The organism is Pedobacter sp. GSP4 (assembly GCF_051857575.1).
GTDB lineage: Bacteria > Bacteroidota > Bacteroidia > Sphingobacteriales > Sphingobacteriaceae > Pedobacter.
Genome location: NZ_JBPZIR010000002.1, coordinates 114,410 through 131,845, shown reverse-complemented (window position 1 = coordinate 131,845; position 17,436 = coordinate 114,410). Strand labels below are relative to the sequence as shown.

The following is a 17,436-nucleotide window of genomic DNA, read 5'->3' as shown; positions in this document are numbered from 1 at the left end:
TTTTTTTTATTTGAAAATGAAAGCCAGTATTCCATGGCTGCTACAGTCCTTCTTTCCGTTACTAGTCCGCACCCGGTGAAAAACCGGCTTTGCGGGCTATCCACTTCAATAAGGTTTATTAACCACGGCAGCTACACAGTATTCCCCTTTGCAAACTGGCAACTGATAACTCATAACTGCCAACTGAATTAACTTCTAATGGCTTCAACCGGATCCAATCTTGATGCCGAATAAGCTGGCCAAAAACCAGATATTGTACCGATAATGATCGAGATTCCTATTCCCAAAGCAATGTTGTTCAATCCCAATATAATATGGAAATCGGTAGCCGCTCCAATGGCGAGGGCGAGCAGAAACACCAGTAAAAGCCCCAGCAAGCCACCTAAAATACAAAGTGAGATCGATTCGAATATAAATTGCAGCAGGATGAAATAATTTTTAGCGCCCAGCGATTTTTGGATCCCGATAATATTAGTTCTTTCCTTAACAGATACGAACATGATGTTGGCAATACTAAATCCGCCTACCAATATAGAGAAGCCGCCAATTACCCAACCGGCAATATTCACCATTTTAAACATCGAATCGAGTTGATTGGAAATAATTGTGGTTTTATTCAGGGCAAAATCTTCTTCCTGGCCAGGCCTGATCCTGTGGATAGAGCGCATTAAACCTTTCAGTTCGCTCTCTACTTCTTCTAAACTTACATTATCCTTGCCACGAACGGTAATCTGCGGACCATAGCGCTCGCTCTGTATATCCAAAACGCCTTTAGCAAAGCTGATCGGAATATTTACGTTTTTATCGAGCGATGTGCCCAGCATATCTTCACCTTCTTTTTTAAATACCCCAACAACCGTTAACCTTCTGCCTAAAATCTGAACCTGTTTGCCCACGGCCCTATCACCATCAAACAGCCCATCGGCTATATCCGAACCCAAAAGGCATACCGGCGAACCGTTTCTGCTTTCGTTTTCGGTAAAATAGCGGCCATCCTGCAGTTCAAAATTCCAGGTTTTATTAAAATCGTGCGAAGCAGCCCATACAGAAATCCCTTCAACCGAGTTGCTTCTATATTTTATGGTTCTGTCACTGGTCGAAATTTCAAAAGTAACCCCTTGTGCATTTTCAATTCTTTCGCGCAGGGCTTCAAAATCGCGCAACGACGGCTGTGGGCGGTTCATGTATTTCCACCAAGGGTAATTATCTCCAAAGCTCCAAGGCCATTTTTGCACATAGATGGTATTTGAACCTAATTTATCTACACTTGCCTGCAGTTTACCACGAAAAGTATCTACCGCCGAAAACACGGCGATGATGGTAAAAATACCGATGGTTATGGCCAAAAGCGACAACATGGTACGTAATTTATTCTGGCGCAACGCATCAAATGCAAAACGGAAACTCTCGCCTATTAGCCTAAAGATTATCATAATTAAAAGTTAGATGCAAAGCTTGGTAAAAGGTTACAGCTTATCTTCAAAACTAGTTAATTTTTATATCTACGGTGCACTAAATCACTGTATTATTTAACTTTAAAAGAAGTAAAACATAATATACTGTAATTGCGTTTGATAAAATACGGAAAAGAAAAATTAAATTCGTATTTTTGCACCTCAAAAAATTCATCAAGAATGAAATTATCACAATTCAAATTTAACTTACCAGAATCATTAGTGGCCAATAATCCGGCAGAACAACGCGATGAAGCGCGCCTAATGGTTTTACACAAAGACAGCGGTAAAATTGAACATAAAATTTTCAAAGACGTTTTAGGTTATTTCGATGACAAAGACGTAATGATATTAAATAACACGAAGGTTTTCCCTGCCCGTTTATATGGCAACAAAGAGAAAACCGGAGCTACAATTGAAGTTTTTTTACTTCGCGAATTAAACAAGGAATTGCGTTTATGGGATGTTTTGGTAGATCCAGCCCGCAAAATCCGTGTAGGTAATAAATTATATTTCGGTGATGATGATCTATTGGTTGCCGAAGTAGTGGACAATACTACATCACGTGGCCGTACCATCCGTTTCTTATTTGAAGGTACCGACGAAGAATTCAGAAAAAACGTTGAAATTTTAGGAGAAACCCCACTTCCAAAGTACATTAAACGTAAGGCTACAGCCGAAGATAAAGAGCGTTATCAAACCATTTTTGCTAAGCACGAAGGCGCGGTGGCAGCTCCAACTGCTGGTTTGCACTTTAGCCGTGAGTTAATGAAACGTTTAGAGCTTAAAGGCATCGAGTTTGCAGAAGTAACATTACACGTTGGTTTAGGTACGTTCAGAACTGTGGAGGTTGAAGATTTAACTAAACACAAAATGGATTCTGAGCAGTTCATCATCGAACAAAAAGATGCAAACATTGTAAATAAAGCGATCGAGGATAAGAGAAAAATCTGTGCAGTGGGTACTACCTCAATGCGCGCTATCGAATCGGCTGTTTCTGCAAACAGAACCTTAAAGGCCGCTAACGATTGGACCAGTAAGTTCATCTTCCCTCCTTACGATTTCAGTATCGCAAATTCAATGATCACCAACTTCCACACGCCTGAATCTACTTTATTGATGATGGTTAGTGCATTTGGTGGTTACGAAAACGTAATGAATGCTTACGAAGTTGCAGTAAAAGAAAAATATAAATTTTACAGCTATGGCGATGCCATGCTAATTATATAAGTTTTGCGGTTGGCGTTTGGCGGTTTAGCGCTAAACGCCATACCCCAAACGCATAATTATGAAATACTACGCTATAATTGTAGCAGGCGGTTCTGGCAATCGGATGCAAACAGAAACCCCAAAACAATTTCTACTGCTCAAAAACCTTCCGGTTTTGATGCATACCATAAAAGCTTTTGCACAGAGCGATACCCAACCCAAAATTTTATTGGTTTTAAACAAAGATCAGCAGGCTTATTGGGCAAGGCTATGCGAAGAGTTTAATTTTTATGTTCCCCACCAGATTATTGATGGGGGCAGCGAACGTTTTCACTCGGTAAAAAACGCGGTATACAGCATCGCAGAAGATAGCTACGTGGCCATACACGATGCGGTCCGTCCGCTGGTTTCTAAAACACTGATTGATAACTGCTATAAAGAGGCCGAGCTGCGCGGAAACGTGATTGCAGCAGTACAATCAAGCGATAGTGTTAGGATGCTCCAGAATGGGCTTACATCGGCCTTAAAACGCAACGAAATCTATCTGGTGCAAACACCGCAGACGTTTAGCCTTGATGTACTCAAAGAAGCTTACCAGCAGGAATTTACCAGCCATTTCACGGATGATGCAAGTGTAGTAGAAGCACTTGGCCACAACATTAATATTATGGAAGGCGAAAGGAGTAATATTAAAATAACTTACCCGATTGACCTGGAGCTGGCAGAACTGTTATTGAAAAATTAACTTTACGAAAAGGGAGCTTCAAAAACGAAACTCCCTTTTTTTCCATCAATTGAATTGAAGGATGTAGAATGGCTATATTTTAAGCTGCCCTACCAATTACTTTTAGCAGGATTGCAATAACTGCGATCACCAATAAAACGTGGATTATACCGCCAACATCGCCGAAGCCGTGAAATATAAATCCGATCACCCATAGTATCACCAATACTACCGCGACTAAATACAATAAATTTCCCATAGTGTTAATTTTTTAGTAATGTAAATTATTGATGTATTAACACACAACTTTTCGCTTTTGTTTAAAAAATGTAAAGATTTAATTGATATTTATCTACCAGGGTCTATGGATTTTGATGATTAGAAAATAAAGAGCATAAAAAAACCTCCCAGTTTGATGGAAGGTTTTTCTTAATTTTTAGTATTCATCCTCATTAAAGAAGAAATCTTCTTTAGTTGGATAATCTGGCCAGATTTCCTCAATCGTTTCATAAGGCTCGCCATCATCTTCTAATGCCTGTAAGTTCTCGATTACTTCTACAGGGGCTCCAGAACGGATGCCATAATCAATTAATTCGTCTTTAGTTGCAGGCCATGGTGCGTCTTCCAAGTGCGATGCTAATTCTAATGTCCAATACATATCGTCAATTCAATTAAATTCTTGTTCTTTATTAATGCGCAAAGTATATTAAAATTTTTGAGCAAAACAAACTTATTTTTCAACTATTAAACCCTCGGAATCCAAATGTTTTCTTCAGCGTTAAAATACTTGTTCAGTTTTCGTGCCAAAACAAACAAATAATCGCTCAAACGGTTCAAATAAACCGTTACCCGCTCATCTACAAAGCTATTTTCGGCCAGCTCAACTGTCAGCCTTTCTGCCCTTCTGCATACACACCTAGCAATATGGCAGTAAGAAACTACAGTATTTCCACCAGGCAGTACAAAGTGTTTTAGCGGGGGCAGCGTTTCGTTTATCGCATCCATCTCCTCTTCTAGCAAGATCACATCCGTATCGTGCAGATCAGGTATCTTCATTTTAGACTTTTCGGGATCTGCAGCCAACGAAGCACCCACCGTAAATAAACGGTCTTGAATTTCTTTTAACAACTGTTTATCGTGTGCTTCAATATCCTGGCACATAATTAAGCCTATATACGAATTCAGCTCGTCTACAGTTCCGTAAGTTTCAATGCGCAAATGATATTTTGGAACCCGGGTACCCCCAATTAATGATGTTTGGCCCTTATCTCCGGTTTTAGTGTAAATTTTCATACCGCTTGTCCCCTCTGGAGAGGGAAATTTCTGTGAATCCCAATTCCCTTAGGGCTTAATTAATTTTTTCCCAATCGCTGCCGCTCTCTTTTAATGCCTGCAAACGTGGCGAAACATTTTTTACTTCGGTATTGGCATAGTCATTTTCAATCAAACCATCACGCATACGTACAATACGGTGTGCATGCTGGGCAATATCTTCCTCGTGCGTTACCAAAATAATGGTATTGCCTTTACTGTGTATTTCTTCCAATAGGCCCATAATCTCGATAGATGTTTTGGTATCGAGGTTACCTGTGGGCTCATCGGCAAGAATAATAGAAGGATTGTTGATTAATGCCCTTGCTACCGCCACACGCTGCCTTTGCCCACCTGATAGCTCATTCGGTTTATGATCCATACGGTTACCAAGACCAACATTTTCTAAAGCTTTAGCGGCTCTGGCATCGCGGTCTTTCTTGCTGCTGCCTGCATAAATTAAGGGCAGGGCTACATTATCCAAAGAGGTAGAACGGGGCAACAGGTTAAAGGTCTGAAAAACAAATCCGATTTCTTTGTTCCTAACCTCTGCCAGTGCATCATCCGTCATATGGCTAACATTGGTTCCGTTTAGGATATAAGTTCCGCTTGAAGGGGTATCCAAACAGCCTAAAATATTCATCAGGGTAGATTTACCTGAACCGGATGGTCCCATCAATGCTACAAATTCGCCCTTATTTATATCCAACGAAACTGATTTCAAAGCGTGAATCACTTCAGATCCAATAACATATTTACGGCCAATTTCTTTTATAGTAATGAGTGGTTTCTCCATGTTTTTTTCTTTTTAGACAAGCGTAATGGGCAAGATGTTACAAGCGGATTAAAAATTACTGGACAAATATGAATCGCAAAAGTGCTGATTTCGATCCGCTCGCTATCGGATTCGCGCGGCGGTTACTCCTATTTTTCGATAATTTTGGGTACCATAAAAAATTCGTCGCTATGTTTTGCCGAATTCTTTAAACCATCGGCAGTAGAAATTTCCTGTTTTACCACATCTTCCCGCCAAACATTTACCGATTCGTTCATGTAAACCAATGGTTTTACAGCTGATGTATCGAGTTCATTCAGTTTTTCCATGAAAGAAAGGATTTTATTCATTTCTGGGATCAGCGTATCCACTTCCTTATCATCAATATGAATCCGGGCCAGATCGGCTATTTTATAAATTGTTTTTGCGTCTAAATTCATGCTACACTAACTTACTGTCTATCAATCGGTAAACCTGCTCCTTCAAAACGTCCGAATCATTATCCTTCAATGTTGAAGTATTTATAGGTTTATGGACGTAAATATCGCAAATTCCCGGCTTACTTCCATACTTTGCGCCATCGTCCCAGTTAATTTTCCAAACATTGGTAATACTAACCGGTACCAAAGGGATATTTTTATCGATGGCCAAACGGAACGGACCATTTTTAAACTCTCCAAGCTTGGGCGGATAATGGTCATCAATTTTACCCTCCGGGAAAATAATCAAACTCATACCTTTTTCTAAGTTCTCTCCAGCTTTTTTAAATGCCCTGAATGCCGAAATTTTACTATCGCGGTTTACAGAAATATCAATCGTTTTAAAAAAAATGCCCAATATGGGATTATTCAATAGCTCATCTTTACCCATAAAATGATATCTGCCATGCCCCATAATGCAGAAAATCATGATATCTAAATTAGAGGTGTGGTTGGCGCAATAAATATAGGTTTGTTTACGATCCAGTTTCTGCTCGTAGTGATAAGAAAAAAATACGCCAGAAAAAAAGCTGCAAAGAAAGCTATTGGCTTTTCTGCAAAAGTTAAGGATGCCATAATACCGCTCACTCCGCGAAGTAACATAGTATAAAGGATAAAACAGAGCAAAAAAAAACAGTATCCAGAATAAAAACCATACCCGGTGTACCCGTCTTAAAAAGTAGATCATAGATGTACCAAAAATATAAAATAGTTCGAAATTTCAAACTAAAGTTTAAGATCGCTAAAAGCATAACATTAACCGCTAATGAAAACGCTGCCAGTGCACTGTCCTTTGCTGAGGTTGAGGTGAAGTGGCAATCAAAAAAAATCTTAACATGAAAATGAATGCGATTTGCGGATTGCTTGCATTTTATTTTTAATTTCGTGCCATTATGAAAGAAACAGTGGTGAGCGGCATCCGCTCAACAGGAAAATTACATTTAGGTAATTACTACGGCGCAGTAAAAAACTTTGTTCAGATGCAAAACGATTACAACTGCTATTTTTTTATTGCCGATTTACACTCTTTAACCACACACCCAACCCCTGCCGATCTGCATGGCAATATTAAGCATGTTTTGGTTGAGTATTTAGCAAGTGGTATAGATCCGGAAAACAGCACCATTTATATTCAAAGTGATGTACCCGAAATTGCCGAATTATACCTGTACTTAAATATGAATGCCTACATGGGCGAGCTTGAACGCAGTACTTCTTTTAAAGATAAGGTGCGTGCAAACCCTGATAATGTAAATGCAGGATTATTAACCTACCCTGTTTTGATGGCGGCTGATATCCTGATCCACAAGGCCACAAAAGTACCGGTAGGAAAAGACCAGGAACAGCATTTAGAAATGGCCCGTACTTTCGGAAACCGTTTTAACCGCTTATACAATACTGAATATTTCCCTGAGCCATATGCATTTAGCTATTCAGACAAACTGGTAAAAGTGCCAGGACTGGATGGAAAAGGAAAAATGGGCAAATCGGAAGGCGAAGCCAATGCGGTTTACCTATCTGACGATCCTGAAACCATACGCAAAAAAGTAATGCGTGCGGTAAGCGATGGTGGCCCTACGGAAGAGAACCAAGCCAAACCAGAGCCGATCCAAAACTTGTTCGATTTGATGAAAGTGGTTTCAAGTGCCGATACGCATCAGCATTTTGATGAGCTGTATAATAAAATGCAGATCCGCTATGGCGATTTTAAGAAACAGCTGGCCGAAGATATGATTATTGCCACTGCGCCAATGCGCGAGCGTATTCAGGATATTGCCAAAGATGATTCTTATTTGAGGCAGGTAGCTAAACATGGTGCATTGAAAGCCCGTGAAAGTGCTCAAAAAACCATCAGGGAAGTTCGTAGTTTAATCGGGTTTAAAAGTTTTTAATTAATATTGCGATAGGCGCTTAGCGTTTGGCGGGAAAACGCCCATCGCAGAACGCTCAACGCAAAACGAAAAAAAAGATGCACATAGCAATCGTAGGAAATATTGGGGCCGGTAAAACTACTTTAACTGGCTTATTGGCAAAAAATTACGGATGGGAAGCTTTATATGAGGCTGTAGATAATAATCCATATCTGGAAGATTTTTACAGCGATATGAAACGCTGGAGTTTTAACCTGCAGATTTATTTCTTGAACAGCCGTTTTCAGCAGATTACGGATATTGAAGTAAACAAACGCAACGTGATTCAGGATAGGACCATTTATGAGGATGCACATATTTTTGCAGAAAACCTGCACGATATGGCCTTAATGACCACCCGCGACCATGATAATTACCGTGCCATCTTCAACAATGTTACTTCTTTTATTAAACCACCTGATTTATTGGTTTATTTAAGGGCATCGGTACCTACTTTGGTAAATAACATTCAGCGCCGTGGCCGCGAGTATGAGGCAGGCATTAGAATTGATTATCTTTCGAAGCTGAACGAAAAATACGAAGCTTGGATTAAAGGTTACAATTTGGGCAAATTGCTGATTTTAGACAAAGACAAATTGGATTTCACCAATAATCCTGAAGATCTGGGAACAGTTATCCAATCTATCGAAGCTGAAATTAACGGTTTGTTTTAAGCTCAATACTAAATTAAGGTGGAAGAAAAATTTAAGCACAAAAACGCGGAAAACTGGAAGTGGGGAATTATTTATTTCAATAAATCAGATTCGCGCATAGTAGTTCCGAAGCGGTATAGATGGTTCGGATGGACATTTAACTTTGCCCATCCCGTTTCATACCTGTTATTGGTACTTATTTTGGGTGCTTTATTCTTTTTAGGAAACCGTAAATAAACCAGTATGCCTAAAATTATCGGAATTATCCCCGCACGCTACGCCTCTACCCGCTTTCCCGGAAAGCCTTTGGTTGATATTGCCGGCAAAACGATGATCCAACGCGTTTACGAGCAGGCATCAAAAGCAGATAGTTTAGCCAAAGTTGTAATTGCAACCGATGACGAGCGGATAGCTGATGAAGTTAAAAGGTTTGGTGGAGAATTTGTTTTCACCTCATCCAACCACCAAAGCGGAACCGATAGGTGTGCCGAAGTAATTGAGCAGTTGCCGGGTTTCGATATTGTAATTAACATACAGGGCGATGAACCATTTATAGAACCCGCCCAAATTAACTTATTGGCCAGTTGTTTCACTGAAGAAAAAGTACAACTGGCTACTTTAATCAAATCGATACAGAGCCAAGAAAGTGTTTACAACCCCAATAGCCCCAAAGTGGTTATTGATGTAAACGGCCGTGCCATGTATTTTAGCCGTAGTCCAATCCCTTTTATCAGAAATGGCGAGCCGGGCGTATGGGCAGAAAAGCACCAGTTCTATAAACACATTGGCATTTATGGCTACCGTACCGAATCGTTAAAGGCCATTACAAAATTACCTCCATCCTCGTTAGAAATTGCCGAAAGCCTGGAGCAGCTGCGTTGGATAGAAAATGGTTTTTACATCCAAACCAAAGTTACCGACTTAGAAACCGTAGCAATTGATACACCAGAAGATTTGCTAAAGCTGAATAAACTGTTGAAGGCCCTTAAGTTGGAATAAAAATTTTGAATGAGAGAATGGCACTTTCCAGAATCAATTAATCAATCAATCAATCAATAATTCCGTCAATCATTCAATCCTTAATTACCAACTCCATCTGTATATTACATCGGGTATAACGCATTGGTTTATCGGCAACTTTTTTAAAACCAAATACAAATATCGGTAAAACTTTCAATAGCTGAATTGCATTATCGCTAATTTTGCTATTTTCGTTACCCATATGAAAAATAAAGCGCTCCTCATTCTCTTACTCTTATTAAACCTTAGCGCCCTCGCTCAAGATCCAGCGGGTATATTGGTTAAAACAAATCTTTTGAATCTAATTGCCAAGAGACCAACAATAGCTATCGAAAAAACTTTTTCTGAACTGTACGGTTTAGAACTTGCCTACACATCTGGCGAAATCAGAAACTTCGGTTATCGTGATTATAATAGTTACGAAGGTTTTTTGCTGCGTGCGAAGAAATACATCCGCCCGATTAAGAAAAGAGAAGCCAATGCTTTTTATGGCGTATATTTTGGAAATCTCGATAAAACTGTTGTATCCCAGCGCGTTGTGGATGATACTGGTTTTTTTGGATGGGGACGCGACAGGGATTTTAAGGCTGGTTCGCTGCGTTATGGTGGAACATTTGGAGTATCATTCATCCCAGGTAAACATTTTCTTTTAGAGGGTTTAACCGGCTTAGGTTATGGCGATTATTACCATGTTCAAAATAATTTAGGCAAAAAATTACCTGGTGGTTATTTCGACTTTCAACTGTGGCTATCCATCGGCTACTCCTTTTAAATGATTAAAATTTGAAACTGAACTAAAACATAAAATTTGTAGTTTTGGATATGAGAAATATATCGCTCTTCTTGTTTATATGTATTTTTGTTCTTACAGGATGCCAATCGAACAACAAAAAAGAAGCAAATGCCATTGAGTTTAAAAATGTAAACCAAAGCATTGCCAAATCTTTTTCTGATTTAAAAACGCTTGATACTTTTAAAATTGAACTAACAGGCAGAAAACCTGAAGAAATGGTACTCACTTTTACGATCAAAAAAGCAGATGGCCAAGAGATTTACAACACCAAAATAAAGGGCACCGAATTATTGGGCAGCACCGATCCTAATGTCGATTTATCAAAAGAAAAAGATCAGATTATATTCTTAAAAACCATTGCTGATGACTTTTTTAGCGATGATAATTTTCTTGAACCTGCCGTAATGCCAGAAGATAAGGCCGACAACTATGTACCAGACAAAGCGCTTTATGAGGAATTAAAAAAATCGGGGCTAAATGGTTTTAAATACCGATTGGGTAAAGAAAACAACCTTTACATTGCCTGGAGTGAAAAAGAACAGAAAGTTAAAATTTACTACAACTGCTGTTAACTATACCTTTCCCATACAACAAAAATCATCCAAAAATTATAAAAATATATGTCAAATATAACTTTGGAGGATATTTTAGAAAGTTTAAGATCAAAGAACATCCAATTAGCATCAACGCACAACAAGCTATCCATACCTATCATTAATCGAATATATAAGAAAATGATTAAGGGTATAAAATTTGACGATATCAAAGTTTGTGAAAATCTAATTATTGATGGGCATCACCGCTATATCAGTTCTATTTTGGCCGGTATTGATCTGGGTTGCATACCATCTAACAAACTTGTGCAACGAATATATTTGAATGGGACAAAGTAGTATTTGTTGATGAAGAATGGGATACAGAATTGAAAATACAGAGAATGAACGAGTTAGATGCCGAATTTAACAATCTATCTATAGAAATAATATCGGAAATGATAAAATAAACCGTAAATTTGTATGATGTTGCTATTGTTAGATATAGATGGAGTAATGGTACCTGCTAACTCATGGAGAAGACCTGAGATTTTAGCGGATGGCTTCGTTGAATTTAGTCCTCAAGCAGTTAAGGCATTAAATAAAATTCTTCAGCATCATGATTTTGAAATTGTTTTAAGTACTTCTCATAAATTTAAGTATAGCTTAAATCAATGGCTAGCTATTTTTAACGCAAGAAATATCAATTTAAGCAGTATCAATCGGCTTCCTGATAATATCAGTTTGAGCAATAGAAAAAACGAAATTTTAAACTGGTTTACATCGCATCACGGCAATGAGGATTTCATTATCCTTGATGACGATAAGTCGCTTAATGACTTACCACCACATTTAAAGGATCGGTTGGTTCAAACCAGTGGTTCGGTGGGTTTAACTGATTATTTGGCTGATAAAGTGCTTACGCTGGCTGAAAAAAGTCACGGAGAATTAGCCTAAATTATCTTCTTAACTTAAAAGGTATCATGTACCGGCAAATGCTATAGAGATTTTTCTTAATAGCATTTGGATTGATGGACCAACACCTGTAATAAAATCAATGTTATTGGTTAAAAAAGGTTATTCAAAAGCTAAGATATAGAAGATGAAATTCATACTAAAGAATCTTTCGGAATACAGACAGGTAACACTTCAATTCACTTTAAAAAATATTACAGATTTTTTCGATAAAACTACTCAAATAGTTGTATTTTCAGCTGTTTAAATCTAAACCTCGTTAACGTTTTCCGCTCATCCCTTACATGCTCAAGCAACTCCTCTCCTTCTGCATTTGCAGTTTATTGTTTTTGTCGTCATTTGCTCAAAATGCAAGTTTAAAAGGTATCGTTGTAGATACTGTTGAGAAAAAAAACCTTCAGAACAGCTCAGTGCTGCTCATCAGAAGCAAAGATTCTATTTTGGTAAAAGATATCAGAACCAAGGCTAACGGCGAATTTGAACTATCGGGATTAAAAAAAGGCAATTATACCTTGTTGATTACCTTCCCAAAAATGGCCGATTATATCAGGGATATACAACTTTCAGATACCGCTAAATTTAACCTCGGAAAGATACCCATGGACAGCAAAGCCACGCTTTTAAACGAAGTGATAATTAAAGCACAAAAGCAGGCCATTAGCATGAAAGGAGACACCATTACGTATCAGGCCGATAGCTTTTTGGTTAAGCCCCATGCCAATGTACAAGATCTGTTAAGGCGTTTGCCAGGTATAGAAGTAGATAAAAACGGTGCCATAAAAGCTGGTGGAAAAGAGGTAAATACACTTTTGGTAGATGGTGAAGAGTTTTTTGGCGACGACCCCCTACTGGCATCGAAATACCTGAAGGCCAATGCCGTGAGCGAAGTACAGGTGTACGACAAAAAAACGAAGGAAGAAGAACTTTCGGGTATAAAAGAGGGCGATGCCAAAGAAAAGGTGATGAACATTAAGCTGAAAGAAAATGCCAAAAATGGCTATCTCAGCAGTTTGGATGCCAATACCGATCTCAACCACTTTAAAAACCTAGGCGGTATGGCCGGCATTTACAAGGGCAAATTGAAAACGGCCGTATTTGGTTCGAGTACCAACCTCAACCAGGATTCGAAAGCGAGCGAAGCCATGAGCAGGTTAAAAGGCAATGAGTATGATGTGATTGAAGTTGGCGATGACGGTAGTTCGGTAATGCTCAGTTACGGCGGAGACGATGACTATTTTTCGCCTTCCAATGGCCTGCCTGATGTGACCAATTATGGCGCGCACTTTTCAGACAAATGGAACCAGAACAAATTGAGCTTAAAACTAAATTATAAAGGTAACAGTAAAAATGTTTTAGATAAAACTACTTCAAAAAGCCAGTCGCTGCTGCCCAATGGAACCAATTTCTTTAGTTTGGGTGGTACAAATAGCGATAATAAAAGTTCTGGCCAGAACCTAAAAGGTAATGTAGAAGTTAAATTAGATTCGTCGGCTACCTTAAAGATATCTTTTGCAGTCAGCAAAAACAAAAACAGCAACGAGTACATCAGCACCAATGAAACCAAAAATGATGCGGGCCTTTTCGTGAACAACAGCAACCAGCTGAATAATGATAATGGCGACAATAGTCTTTTTAACGGGAACATTAATTATTCGAAAAAATTCGCCAAAAAAGGACGTACAATATCGATTGATGTACAGCCAGAAACCAAAAACAGCAGTAGCTTGGGCAATACCGAAAGCACAACCAATTATTACGATGCGAACGGTGCAATAAACAGGACCGAAAACCAGAACTACCTCAATGATAATTCGGGCAAAGAAAGTTCTTTTGGCACCAGGATATCGTATACGGAGCCCATTAGCAAAAAGCTTTCTTTACAAACGGCTTACAGCTTTAAAACGGTTGTATCAAACAGCCACAAACTGGTTTTCAATAAATCGCTAAACAACAGCCGGATAGATTCGTTGAGCAATAACTTCGATTTCAATAATTTCTCCAATATCGGTAAGGCAGTGCTTCAGTACCGCGCTAAAAAATTTACCGTTTCTGCAGGTGTCGCAGCTACCGAAACCACTTTCGAGCTTAACGATCTGGATAGAAACAACCAATTTAACCGCAATTACTTAAACTGGGCGCCACAAAGTAATATCCATTATAAGGTAGGCAAAAACTCCACGCTTTCGCTAAATTACAGTGGCGGTACGAGGCAGCCCGATTTAGAACAGCTACAACCCATTAGGCAGGTTAATAATCCCCTGAACCAGGTAATTGGTAATCCCAATTTAAAGCCTTCGTTCGAAAATGATTTAGGTTTCAACTTTAATACCTATCAGCAAAAGTCAGAAATCTACATGTATACTTATGTTGGTTATAATTTCACCAAAAACGCTATTGTGGGTACCAGTACAGTAGATGATTTTAATAAAACGGTAACCAGTTTTATCAATCTTAATGGCTCAAACAATCTTTACGGAAGCGCCAGTTTTAATAAAAGCTTTAGCAAACTGCATTTAAGTACTAGTTTAAGTGTAAATTATAACCGTTCTAACTCACTCTCCATACTCAACAATAAACTGAACAAAAACGTGAACAGTAGTCTGAGTTTACGTCCACGTTTTTCTTATTACAGCGATATTGTACAGTTAGAATATAATCCATCGGTTACATTTTCAAACAGTTCATCATCCATAGGCGCAATAAACAATGGCAAAAATTACAGCCACAATCACGAAATAAATGGCACCATATCGTTGCCTTACCATACCGAATTTAATACCTCCATATCTTTATCTTACCAACCGGCCAACAGCTCTTTCAGCACACCGGTTAATGTGGCCATCTGGAATGCTTATTTATCAAAAAAGATGCTGAAAGCCGAAGAACTTGAGTTTAAAATCTCAATATCTGATATTCTGGCGCAGAAAATTGGTTATGGCCGTTATGTGGGCGGTAATAACATAAGCGAAAACACCTTTAGCTTTATTCCGAGATATGTGCTAATTGGCGTAACCTATAACTTAACCGGTAACTTTATTAAAGAAGATAAAAAATAATAGCGCATGAAAAATTTAGGGCTAACATTGTTATTGATTTCGACAATTGTGCTGGTAAAAGCGCAAACTGTTTTTATAAAAAGTGCAAAAATAACTTTTGAGAAAAAGGTAAACCAAAAACAGCAGATTGCAGAAAACGATTGGATATCGGATGATGCAAAAGATAAGATGAGCAAATACCGGACATCCAATTGGGAATATGATTTTAACGACAGCTTATCGGTGTATCGGGCAAAACCCAAAGAAGCACTCAGCGATAATTCTTTCTTTTTTATTTCCGGCGATAACACGAATGAAATGTTTACCGATTTCAGCAAGAAAACCAGGGTAATCAGAAAACCCATTAACGGTGAAGATTTTATACTGAAAGACACTATTCCGCAGTTAAACTGGAAAATTATGCACGATGTGCGCAAAATTGCAGGTTACGAATGCCGCAAATCCATCGCCATCATCAATGATACGGTTTCGGTTATTGCCTTCTACAGCGATGAGATTTTATTAAGGGGCGGCCCGGAAGGTTTTACAGGTTTGCCGGGCATGATATTGGGTTTAGCGATACCCCGTTACAATACCACCTGGTTTGCAACCAAGGTTGAGGCCAAGAATGTTCCCATCTTATCAATTGCGGCTCCAACCAAAGGAAAAAGGACCGATAATGAAAAGGATTTAAAAAAAATGATCGATCTTTATACGCGTTACGACGATAAAAAGCATCCCAGAAAAATAGAAGATATCAAAAAAGAGATCTATAATTTCGTATTGTAGAGCTATCAGAATGGTAAAACATTCTATATCAACCACCTAAAACCAGCAAAAAATATTCAGTCAACTACCTAAAACCGGCGATAATTTTTCTTACCTTTGTATCCCGTACAAAAAGCAACAATATTTGCATTTGTTGTAAAAAATCACAATCATGACTAAGTATATTTTTGTTACGGGCGGTGTTACTTCCTCTTTAGGTAAGGGCATCATTTCCGCATCTTTAGCTAAACTTTTACAGGCACGTGGCTACCGTGTAACCATTCAAAAATTCGATCCGTACATCAATATCGATCCAGGAACTTTAAATCCGTACGAACATGGCGAATGCTTTGTTACCGAAGACGGAGCTGAAACCGATCTGGATCTTGGTCATTATGAGCGTTTCCTTAACGTTCCAACATCACAAGCAAATAACATTACTACAGGCCGTATTTACCAAAACGTAATCAACAAAGAACGTAAAGGCGAATATTTAGGCAAAACCGTTCAGGTTGTACCGCATATTACCGATGAAATTAAACGTAACATGCGCATTTTGGGCGAAAGCGGCGATTATGATATCGTAATTACCGAGCTGGGCGGAACTGTTGGAGATATCGAATCTTTACCATTTATTGAAGCTGTACGTCAGTTTAAATGGGAAGAAGGCAGTACCAATGCCATCGTTATCCACTTAACACTGGTACCTTATTTGGCTGCAGCGGGCGAACTTAAAACCAAGCCAACACAGCACTCTGTTAAAGCATTATTGGAATACGGAATCCAGCCAGATATATTGGTTTGCCGTACCGAACATCATCTTAGTGTTGATTTAAGAAAAAAAATTGCCCTATTCTGTAACGTTAACATCAATGCGGTAGTCGAATCGATGGATGCATCTACTATTTATGATGTGCCATTGTTGATGTTAAAAGAACAATTGGACAAAACTGTTTTATCGAAATTAAAGCTGCCAACCAAAAACGATCCGGACATGGAAAGCTGGAAAGATTTCCTTGGGCGTTTAAAAAATCCAACTGCCGAGGTAAAAATCGGATTAGTGGGTAAATATGTAGAATTGCCTGATGCTTATAAATCAATTATCGAGTCTTTTGTACACGCCGGTTCGAAAAACGAATGTAAAGTTAAGGTAGAGTATATTCACTCTGAAGGCATTTTCCCTGATAATGTGAAAGAGAAGTTGGGCCATTTACAGGGTATTTTGGTAGCACCAGGTTTTGGTAGCCGTGGTATTGAAGGTAAAATTGATACCATTAGATACGTTCGTGAGAACAATATTCCTTTCTTCGGAATTTGCTTGGGCATGCAGTGTGCAGTGATTGAATTTGGACGTAATGTTTTAGGTTTAAAAGATGCGCATACTACAGAAATTGAAGAAAACACTGCTAATCCGGTAATCAACATGATGGAAGAGCAGAAAAAAATAACCAATAAAGGCGGAACCATGCGTTTAGGCTCTTATCCTTGCGATATTAAAAAAGGCACCAAAGCGTATACTATTTACGGAAAAACGCATATTAATGAGCGCCACCGTCACCGTTACGAGTTTAACAATGAATATTTAAAGCAGTATGAAGATGCCGGAATGTTGGCATCGGGCATAAATCCACAAACCAATTTAGTTGAAATTGTGGAGCTTAAAAACCATCCATTTTTCGTAGGCGGACAGTTTCACCCAGAATTAAAATCAACAGTTGCTAATCCTCACCCACTTTTTGTTAAATTTGTCGCCGCTGCGATGGAGTTTAAGAAAAAGAAAACGAATTAAAAGCAGTA

The 17,436-nt window shown here is 38.7% G+C and carries 19 protein-coding genes; 12 read left to right on the top strand and 7 right to left on the bottom strand.

The annotated features are described in order from the left end of the window. Positions 1-188: 188 nt before the first annotated feature. The gene (locus ACS5PU_RS04115; protein ID WP_439458004.1) at positions 189-1,433 is read right to left on the bottom strand and encodes an ABC transporter permease; all 1,245 of its coding nucleotides are present in this window, start codon (positions 1,431-1,433) and stop codon (positions 189-191) included. A gap of 201 nt (positions 1,434-1,634) precedes the next feature. On the opposite strand from ACS5PU_RS04115, the gene queA reads away from it, so the two are divergent. After that, a complete protein-coding gene (queA, locus tag ACS5PU_RS04110; RefSeq protein WP_344851797.1) occupies positions 1,635-2,684 on the top strand; it encodes a tRNA preQ1(34) S-adenosylmethionine ribosyltransferase-isomerase QueA in 1,050 nt (349 codons plus the stop codon). Positions 2,685-2,742: 58 nt separating this feature from the next. Then, positions 2,743-3,408, top strand: a complete 666-nt coding sequence (locus ACS5PU_RS04105) for a 2-C-methyl-D-erythritol 4-phosphate cytidylyltransferase (RefSeq protein WP_439458003.1) — start codon at positions 2,743-2,745, stop codon at positions 3,406-3,408. Between the two features lie 79 nt (positions 3,409-3,487). Here the strand turns inward: ACS5PU_RS04105 and ACS5PU_RS04100 are convergent, their stop codons facing one another. The 6 genes from ACS5PU_RS04100 to ACS5PU_RS04075 form a co-directional block, all read right to left on the bottom strand. Next, positions 3,488-3,646: a lmo0937 family membrane protein gene (locus ACS5PU_RS04100; RefSeq protein ID WP_139180130.1), complete on the bottom strand. Its 159-nt coding sequence runs from the start codon at positions 3,644-3,646 to the stop codon at positions 3,488-3,490. 177 nt (positions 3,647-3,823) lie between these two features. Then, positions 3,824-4,045: a DUF2795 domain-containing protein gene (locus ACS5PU_RS04095; RefSeq protein WP_010603503.1), complete on the bottom strand. Its 222-nt coding sequence runs from the start codon at positions 4,043-4,045 to the stop codon at positions 3,824-3,826. 86 nt (positions 4,046-4,131) lie between these two features. Continuing rightward, a complete protein-coding gene (locus ACS5PU_RS04090; RefSeq protein WP_439458002.1) occupies positions 4,132-4,680 on the bottom strand; it encodes a cob(I)yrinic acid a,c-diamide adenosyltransferase in 549 nt (182 codons plus the stop codon). Between the two features lie 55 nt (positions 4,681-4,735). After that, complete coding sequence (locus tag ACS5PU_RS04085; protein WP_439458001.1) at positions 4,736-5,494, bottom strand: ABC transporter ATP-binding protein; 759 nt, start codon at positions 5,492-5,494, stop codon at positions 4,736-4,738. A gap of 128 nt (positions 5,495-5,622) precedes the next feature. Then, positions 5,623-5,913, bottom strand: coding sequence for an Asp-tRNA(Asn)/Glu-tRNA(Gln) amidotransferase subunit GatC (gene gatC / locus ACS5PU_RS04080; protein ID WP_439458000.1), 291 nt, complete (start codon positions 5,911-5,913; stop codon positions 5,623-5,625). A gap of 1 nt (position 5,914) precedes the next feature. After that, complete coding sequence (locus ACS5PU_RS04075) at positions 5,915-6,640, bottom strand: lysophospholipid acyltransferase family protein (RefSeq protein ID WP_439457999.1); 726 nt, start codon at positions 6,638-6,640, stop codon at positions 5,915-5,917. Between the two features lie 205 nt (positions 6,641-6,845). Between ACS5PU_RS04075 and trpS the strand changes: the two genes are divergently transcribed. From trpS to ACS5PU_RS04025, 10 genes are all read left to right on the top strand, one after another. Next, positions 6,846-7,844 carry a tryptophan--tRNA ligase gene (trpS, locus tag ACS5PU_RS04070; protein ID WP_439457998.1) on the top strand — a complete coding sequence of 333 codons (999 nt, stop codon included), beginning with the start codon at positions 6,846-6,848 and terminating at the stop codon, positions 7,842-7,844. Positions 7,845-7,921: 77 nt separating this feature from the next. Then, complete coding sequence (locus ACS5PU_RS04065) at positions 7,922-8,536, top strand: deoxynucleoside kinase (RefSeq protein ID WP_439457997.1); 615 nt, start codon at positions 7,922-7,924, stop codon at positions 8,534-8,536. 18 nt (positions 8,537-8,554) lie between these two features. Further along, positions 8,555-8,752: a DUF5808 domain-containing protein gene (locus ACS5PU_RS04060; RefSeq protein ID WP_439457996.1), complete on the top strand. Its 198-nt coding sequence runs from the start codon at positions 8,555-8,557 to the stop codon at positions 8,750-8,752. A 6-nt stretch (positions 8,753-8,758) separates the two neighbouring features. Then, positions 8,759-9,514, top strand: a complete 756-nt coding sequence (kdsB, locus tag ACS5PU_RS04055; RefSeq protein WP_439457995.1) for a 3-deoxy-manno-octulosonate cytidylyltransferase — start codon at positions 8,759-8,761, stop codon at positions 9,512-9,514. Between the two features lie 223 nt (positions 9,515-9,737). Then, complete coding sequence (locus tag ACS5PU_RS04050) at positions 9,738-10,307, top strand: hypothetical protein (RefSeq protein ID WP_439457994.1); 570 nt, start codon at positions 9,738-9,740, stop codon at positions 10,305-10,307. Positions 10,308-10,357: 50 nt separating this feature from the next. Further along, positions 10,358-10,900, top strand: a complete 543-nt coding sequence (locus tag ACS5PU_RS04045; protein WP_439457993.1) for a hypothetical protein — start codon at positions 10,358-10,360, stop codon at positions 10,898-10,900. 444 nt (positions 10,901-11,344) lie between these two features. Next, positions 11,345-11,818: an HAD domain-containing protein gene (locus tag ACS5PU_RS04040; protein ID WP_439457992.1), complete on the top strand. Its 474-nt coding sequence runs from the start codon at positions 11,345-11,347 to the stop codon at positions 11,816-11,818. A gap of 302 nt (positions 11,819-12,120) precedes the next feature. Further along, positions 12,121-14,892: an outer membrane beta-barrel protein gene (locus ACS5PU_RS04035; RefSeq protein ID WP_439457991.1), complete on the top strand. Its 2,772-nt coding sequence runs from the start codon at positions 12,121-12,123 to the stop codon at positions 14,890-14,892. 6 nt (positions 14,893-14,898) lie between these two features. Further along, positions 14,899-15,660 (top strand): GLPGLI family protein, encoded by a 762-nt coding sequence (locus ACS5PU_RS04030; RefSeq protein ID WP_439457990.1) that lies wholly within the window; start codon positions 14,899-14,901, stop codon positions 15,658-15,660. Positions 15,661-15,811: 151 nt separating this feature from the next. Continuing rightward, positions 15,812-17,428: a CTP synthase gene (locus ACS5PU_RS04025; RefSeq protein ID WP_439457989.1), complete on the top strand. Its 1,617-nt coding sequence runs from the start codon at positions 15,812-15,814 to the stop codon at positions 17,426-17,428. Positions 17,429-17,436 lie beyond the last annotated feature (8 nt).

What these genes read in the sequence shown, in the direction of transcription:
- ACS5PU_RS04040 (WP_439457992.1), top strand. Translation starts at nt 11,345, where the DNA reads ATGATGTTGCTATTGTTAGATATAGATGGAGTAATGGTACCTGCTAAC.
- ACS5PU_RS04085 (WP_439458001.1), bottom strand. Translation starts at nt 5,494, where the DNA reads ATGGAGAAACCACTCATTACTATAAAAGAAATTGGCCGTAAATATGTT.
- ACS5PU_RS04050 (WP_439457994.1), top strand. Translation starts at nt 9,738, where the DNA reads ATGAAAAATAAAGCGCTCCTCATTCTCTTACTCTTATTAAACCTTAGC.
- ACS5PU_RS04090 (WP_439458002.1), bottom strand. Translation starts at nt 4,680, where the DNA reads ATGAAAATTTACACTAAAACCGGAGATAAGGGCCAAACATCATTAATT.
- ACS5PU_RS04075 (WP_439457999.1), bottom strand. Translation starts at nt 6,640, where the DNA reads ATGATCTACTTTTTAAGACGGGTACACCGGGTATGGTTTTTATTCTGG.
- ACS5PU_RS04065 (WP_439457997.1), top strand. Translation starts at nt 7,922, where the DNA reads ATGCACATAGCAATCGTAGGAAATATTGGGGCCGGTAAAACTACTTTA.
- gatC (WP_439458000.1), bottom strand. Translation starts at nt 5,913, where the DNA reads ATGAATTTAGACGCAAAAACAATTTATAAAATAGCCGATCTGGCCCGG.
- ACS5PU_RS04100 (WP_139180130.1), bottom strand. Translation starts at nt 3,646, where the DNA reads ATGGGAAATTTATTGTATTTAGTCGCGGTAGTATTGGTGATACTATGG.
- ACS5PU_RS04095 (WP_010603503.1), bottom strand. Translation starts at nt 4,045, where the DNA reads ATGTATTGGACATTAGAATTAGCATCGCACTTGGAAGACGCACCATGG.
- kdsB (WP_439457995.1), top strand. Translation starts at nt 8,759, where the DNA reads ATGCCTAAAATTATCGGAATTATCCCCGCACGCTACGCCTCTACCCGC.
- ACS5PU_RS04025 (WP_439457989.1), top strand. Translation starts at nt 15,812, where the DNA reads ATGACTAAGTATATTTTTGTTACGGGCGGTGTTACTTCCTCTTTAGGT.
- queA (WP_344851797.1), top strand. Translation starts at nt 1,635, where the DNA reads ATGAAATTATCACAATTCAAATTTAACTTACCAGAATCATTAGTGGCC.
- ACS5PU_RS04035 (WP_439457991.1), top strand. Translation starts at nt 12,121, where the DNA reads ATGCTCAAGCAACTCCTCTCCTTCTGCATTTGCAGTTTATTGTTTTTG.
- ACS5PU_RS04045 (WP_439457993.1), top strand. Translation starts at nt 10,358, where the DNA reads ATGAGAAATATATCGCTCTTCTTGTTTATATGTATTTTTGTTCTTACA.
- trpS (WP_439457998.1), top strand. Translation starts at nt 6,846, where the DNA reads ATGAAAGAAACAGTGGTGAGCGGCATCCGCTCAACAGGAAAATTACAT.
- ACS5PU_RS04115 (WP_439458004.1), bottom strand. Translation starts at nt 1,433, where the DNA reads ATGATAATCTTTAGGCTAATAGGCGAGAGTTTCCGTTTTGCATTTGAT.
- ACS5PU_RS04030 (WP_439457990.1), top strand. Translation starts at nt 14,899, where the DNA reads ATGAAAAATTTAGGGCTAACATTGTTATTGATTTCGACAATTGTGCTG.
- ACS5PU_RS04105 (WP_439458003.1), top strand. Translation starts at nt 2,743, where the DNA reads ATGAAATACTACGCTATAATTGTAGCAGGCGGTTCTGGCAATCGGATG.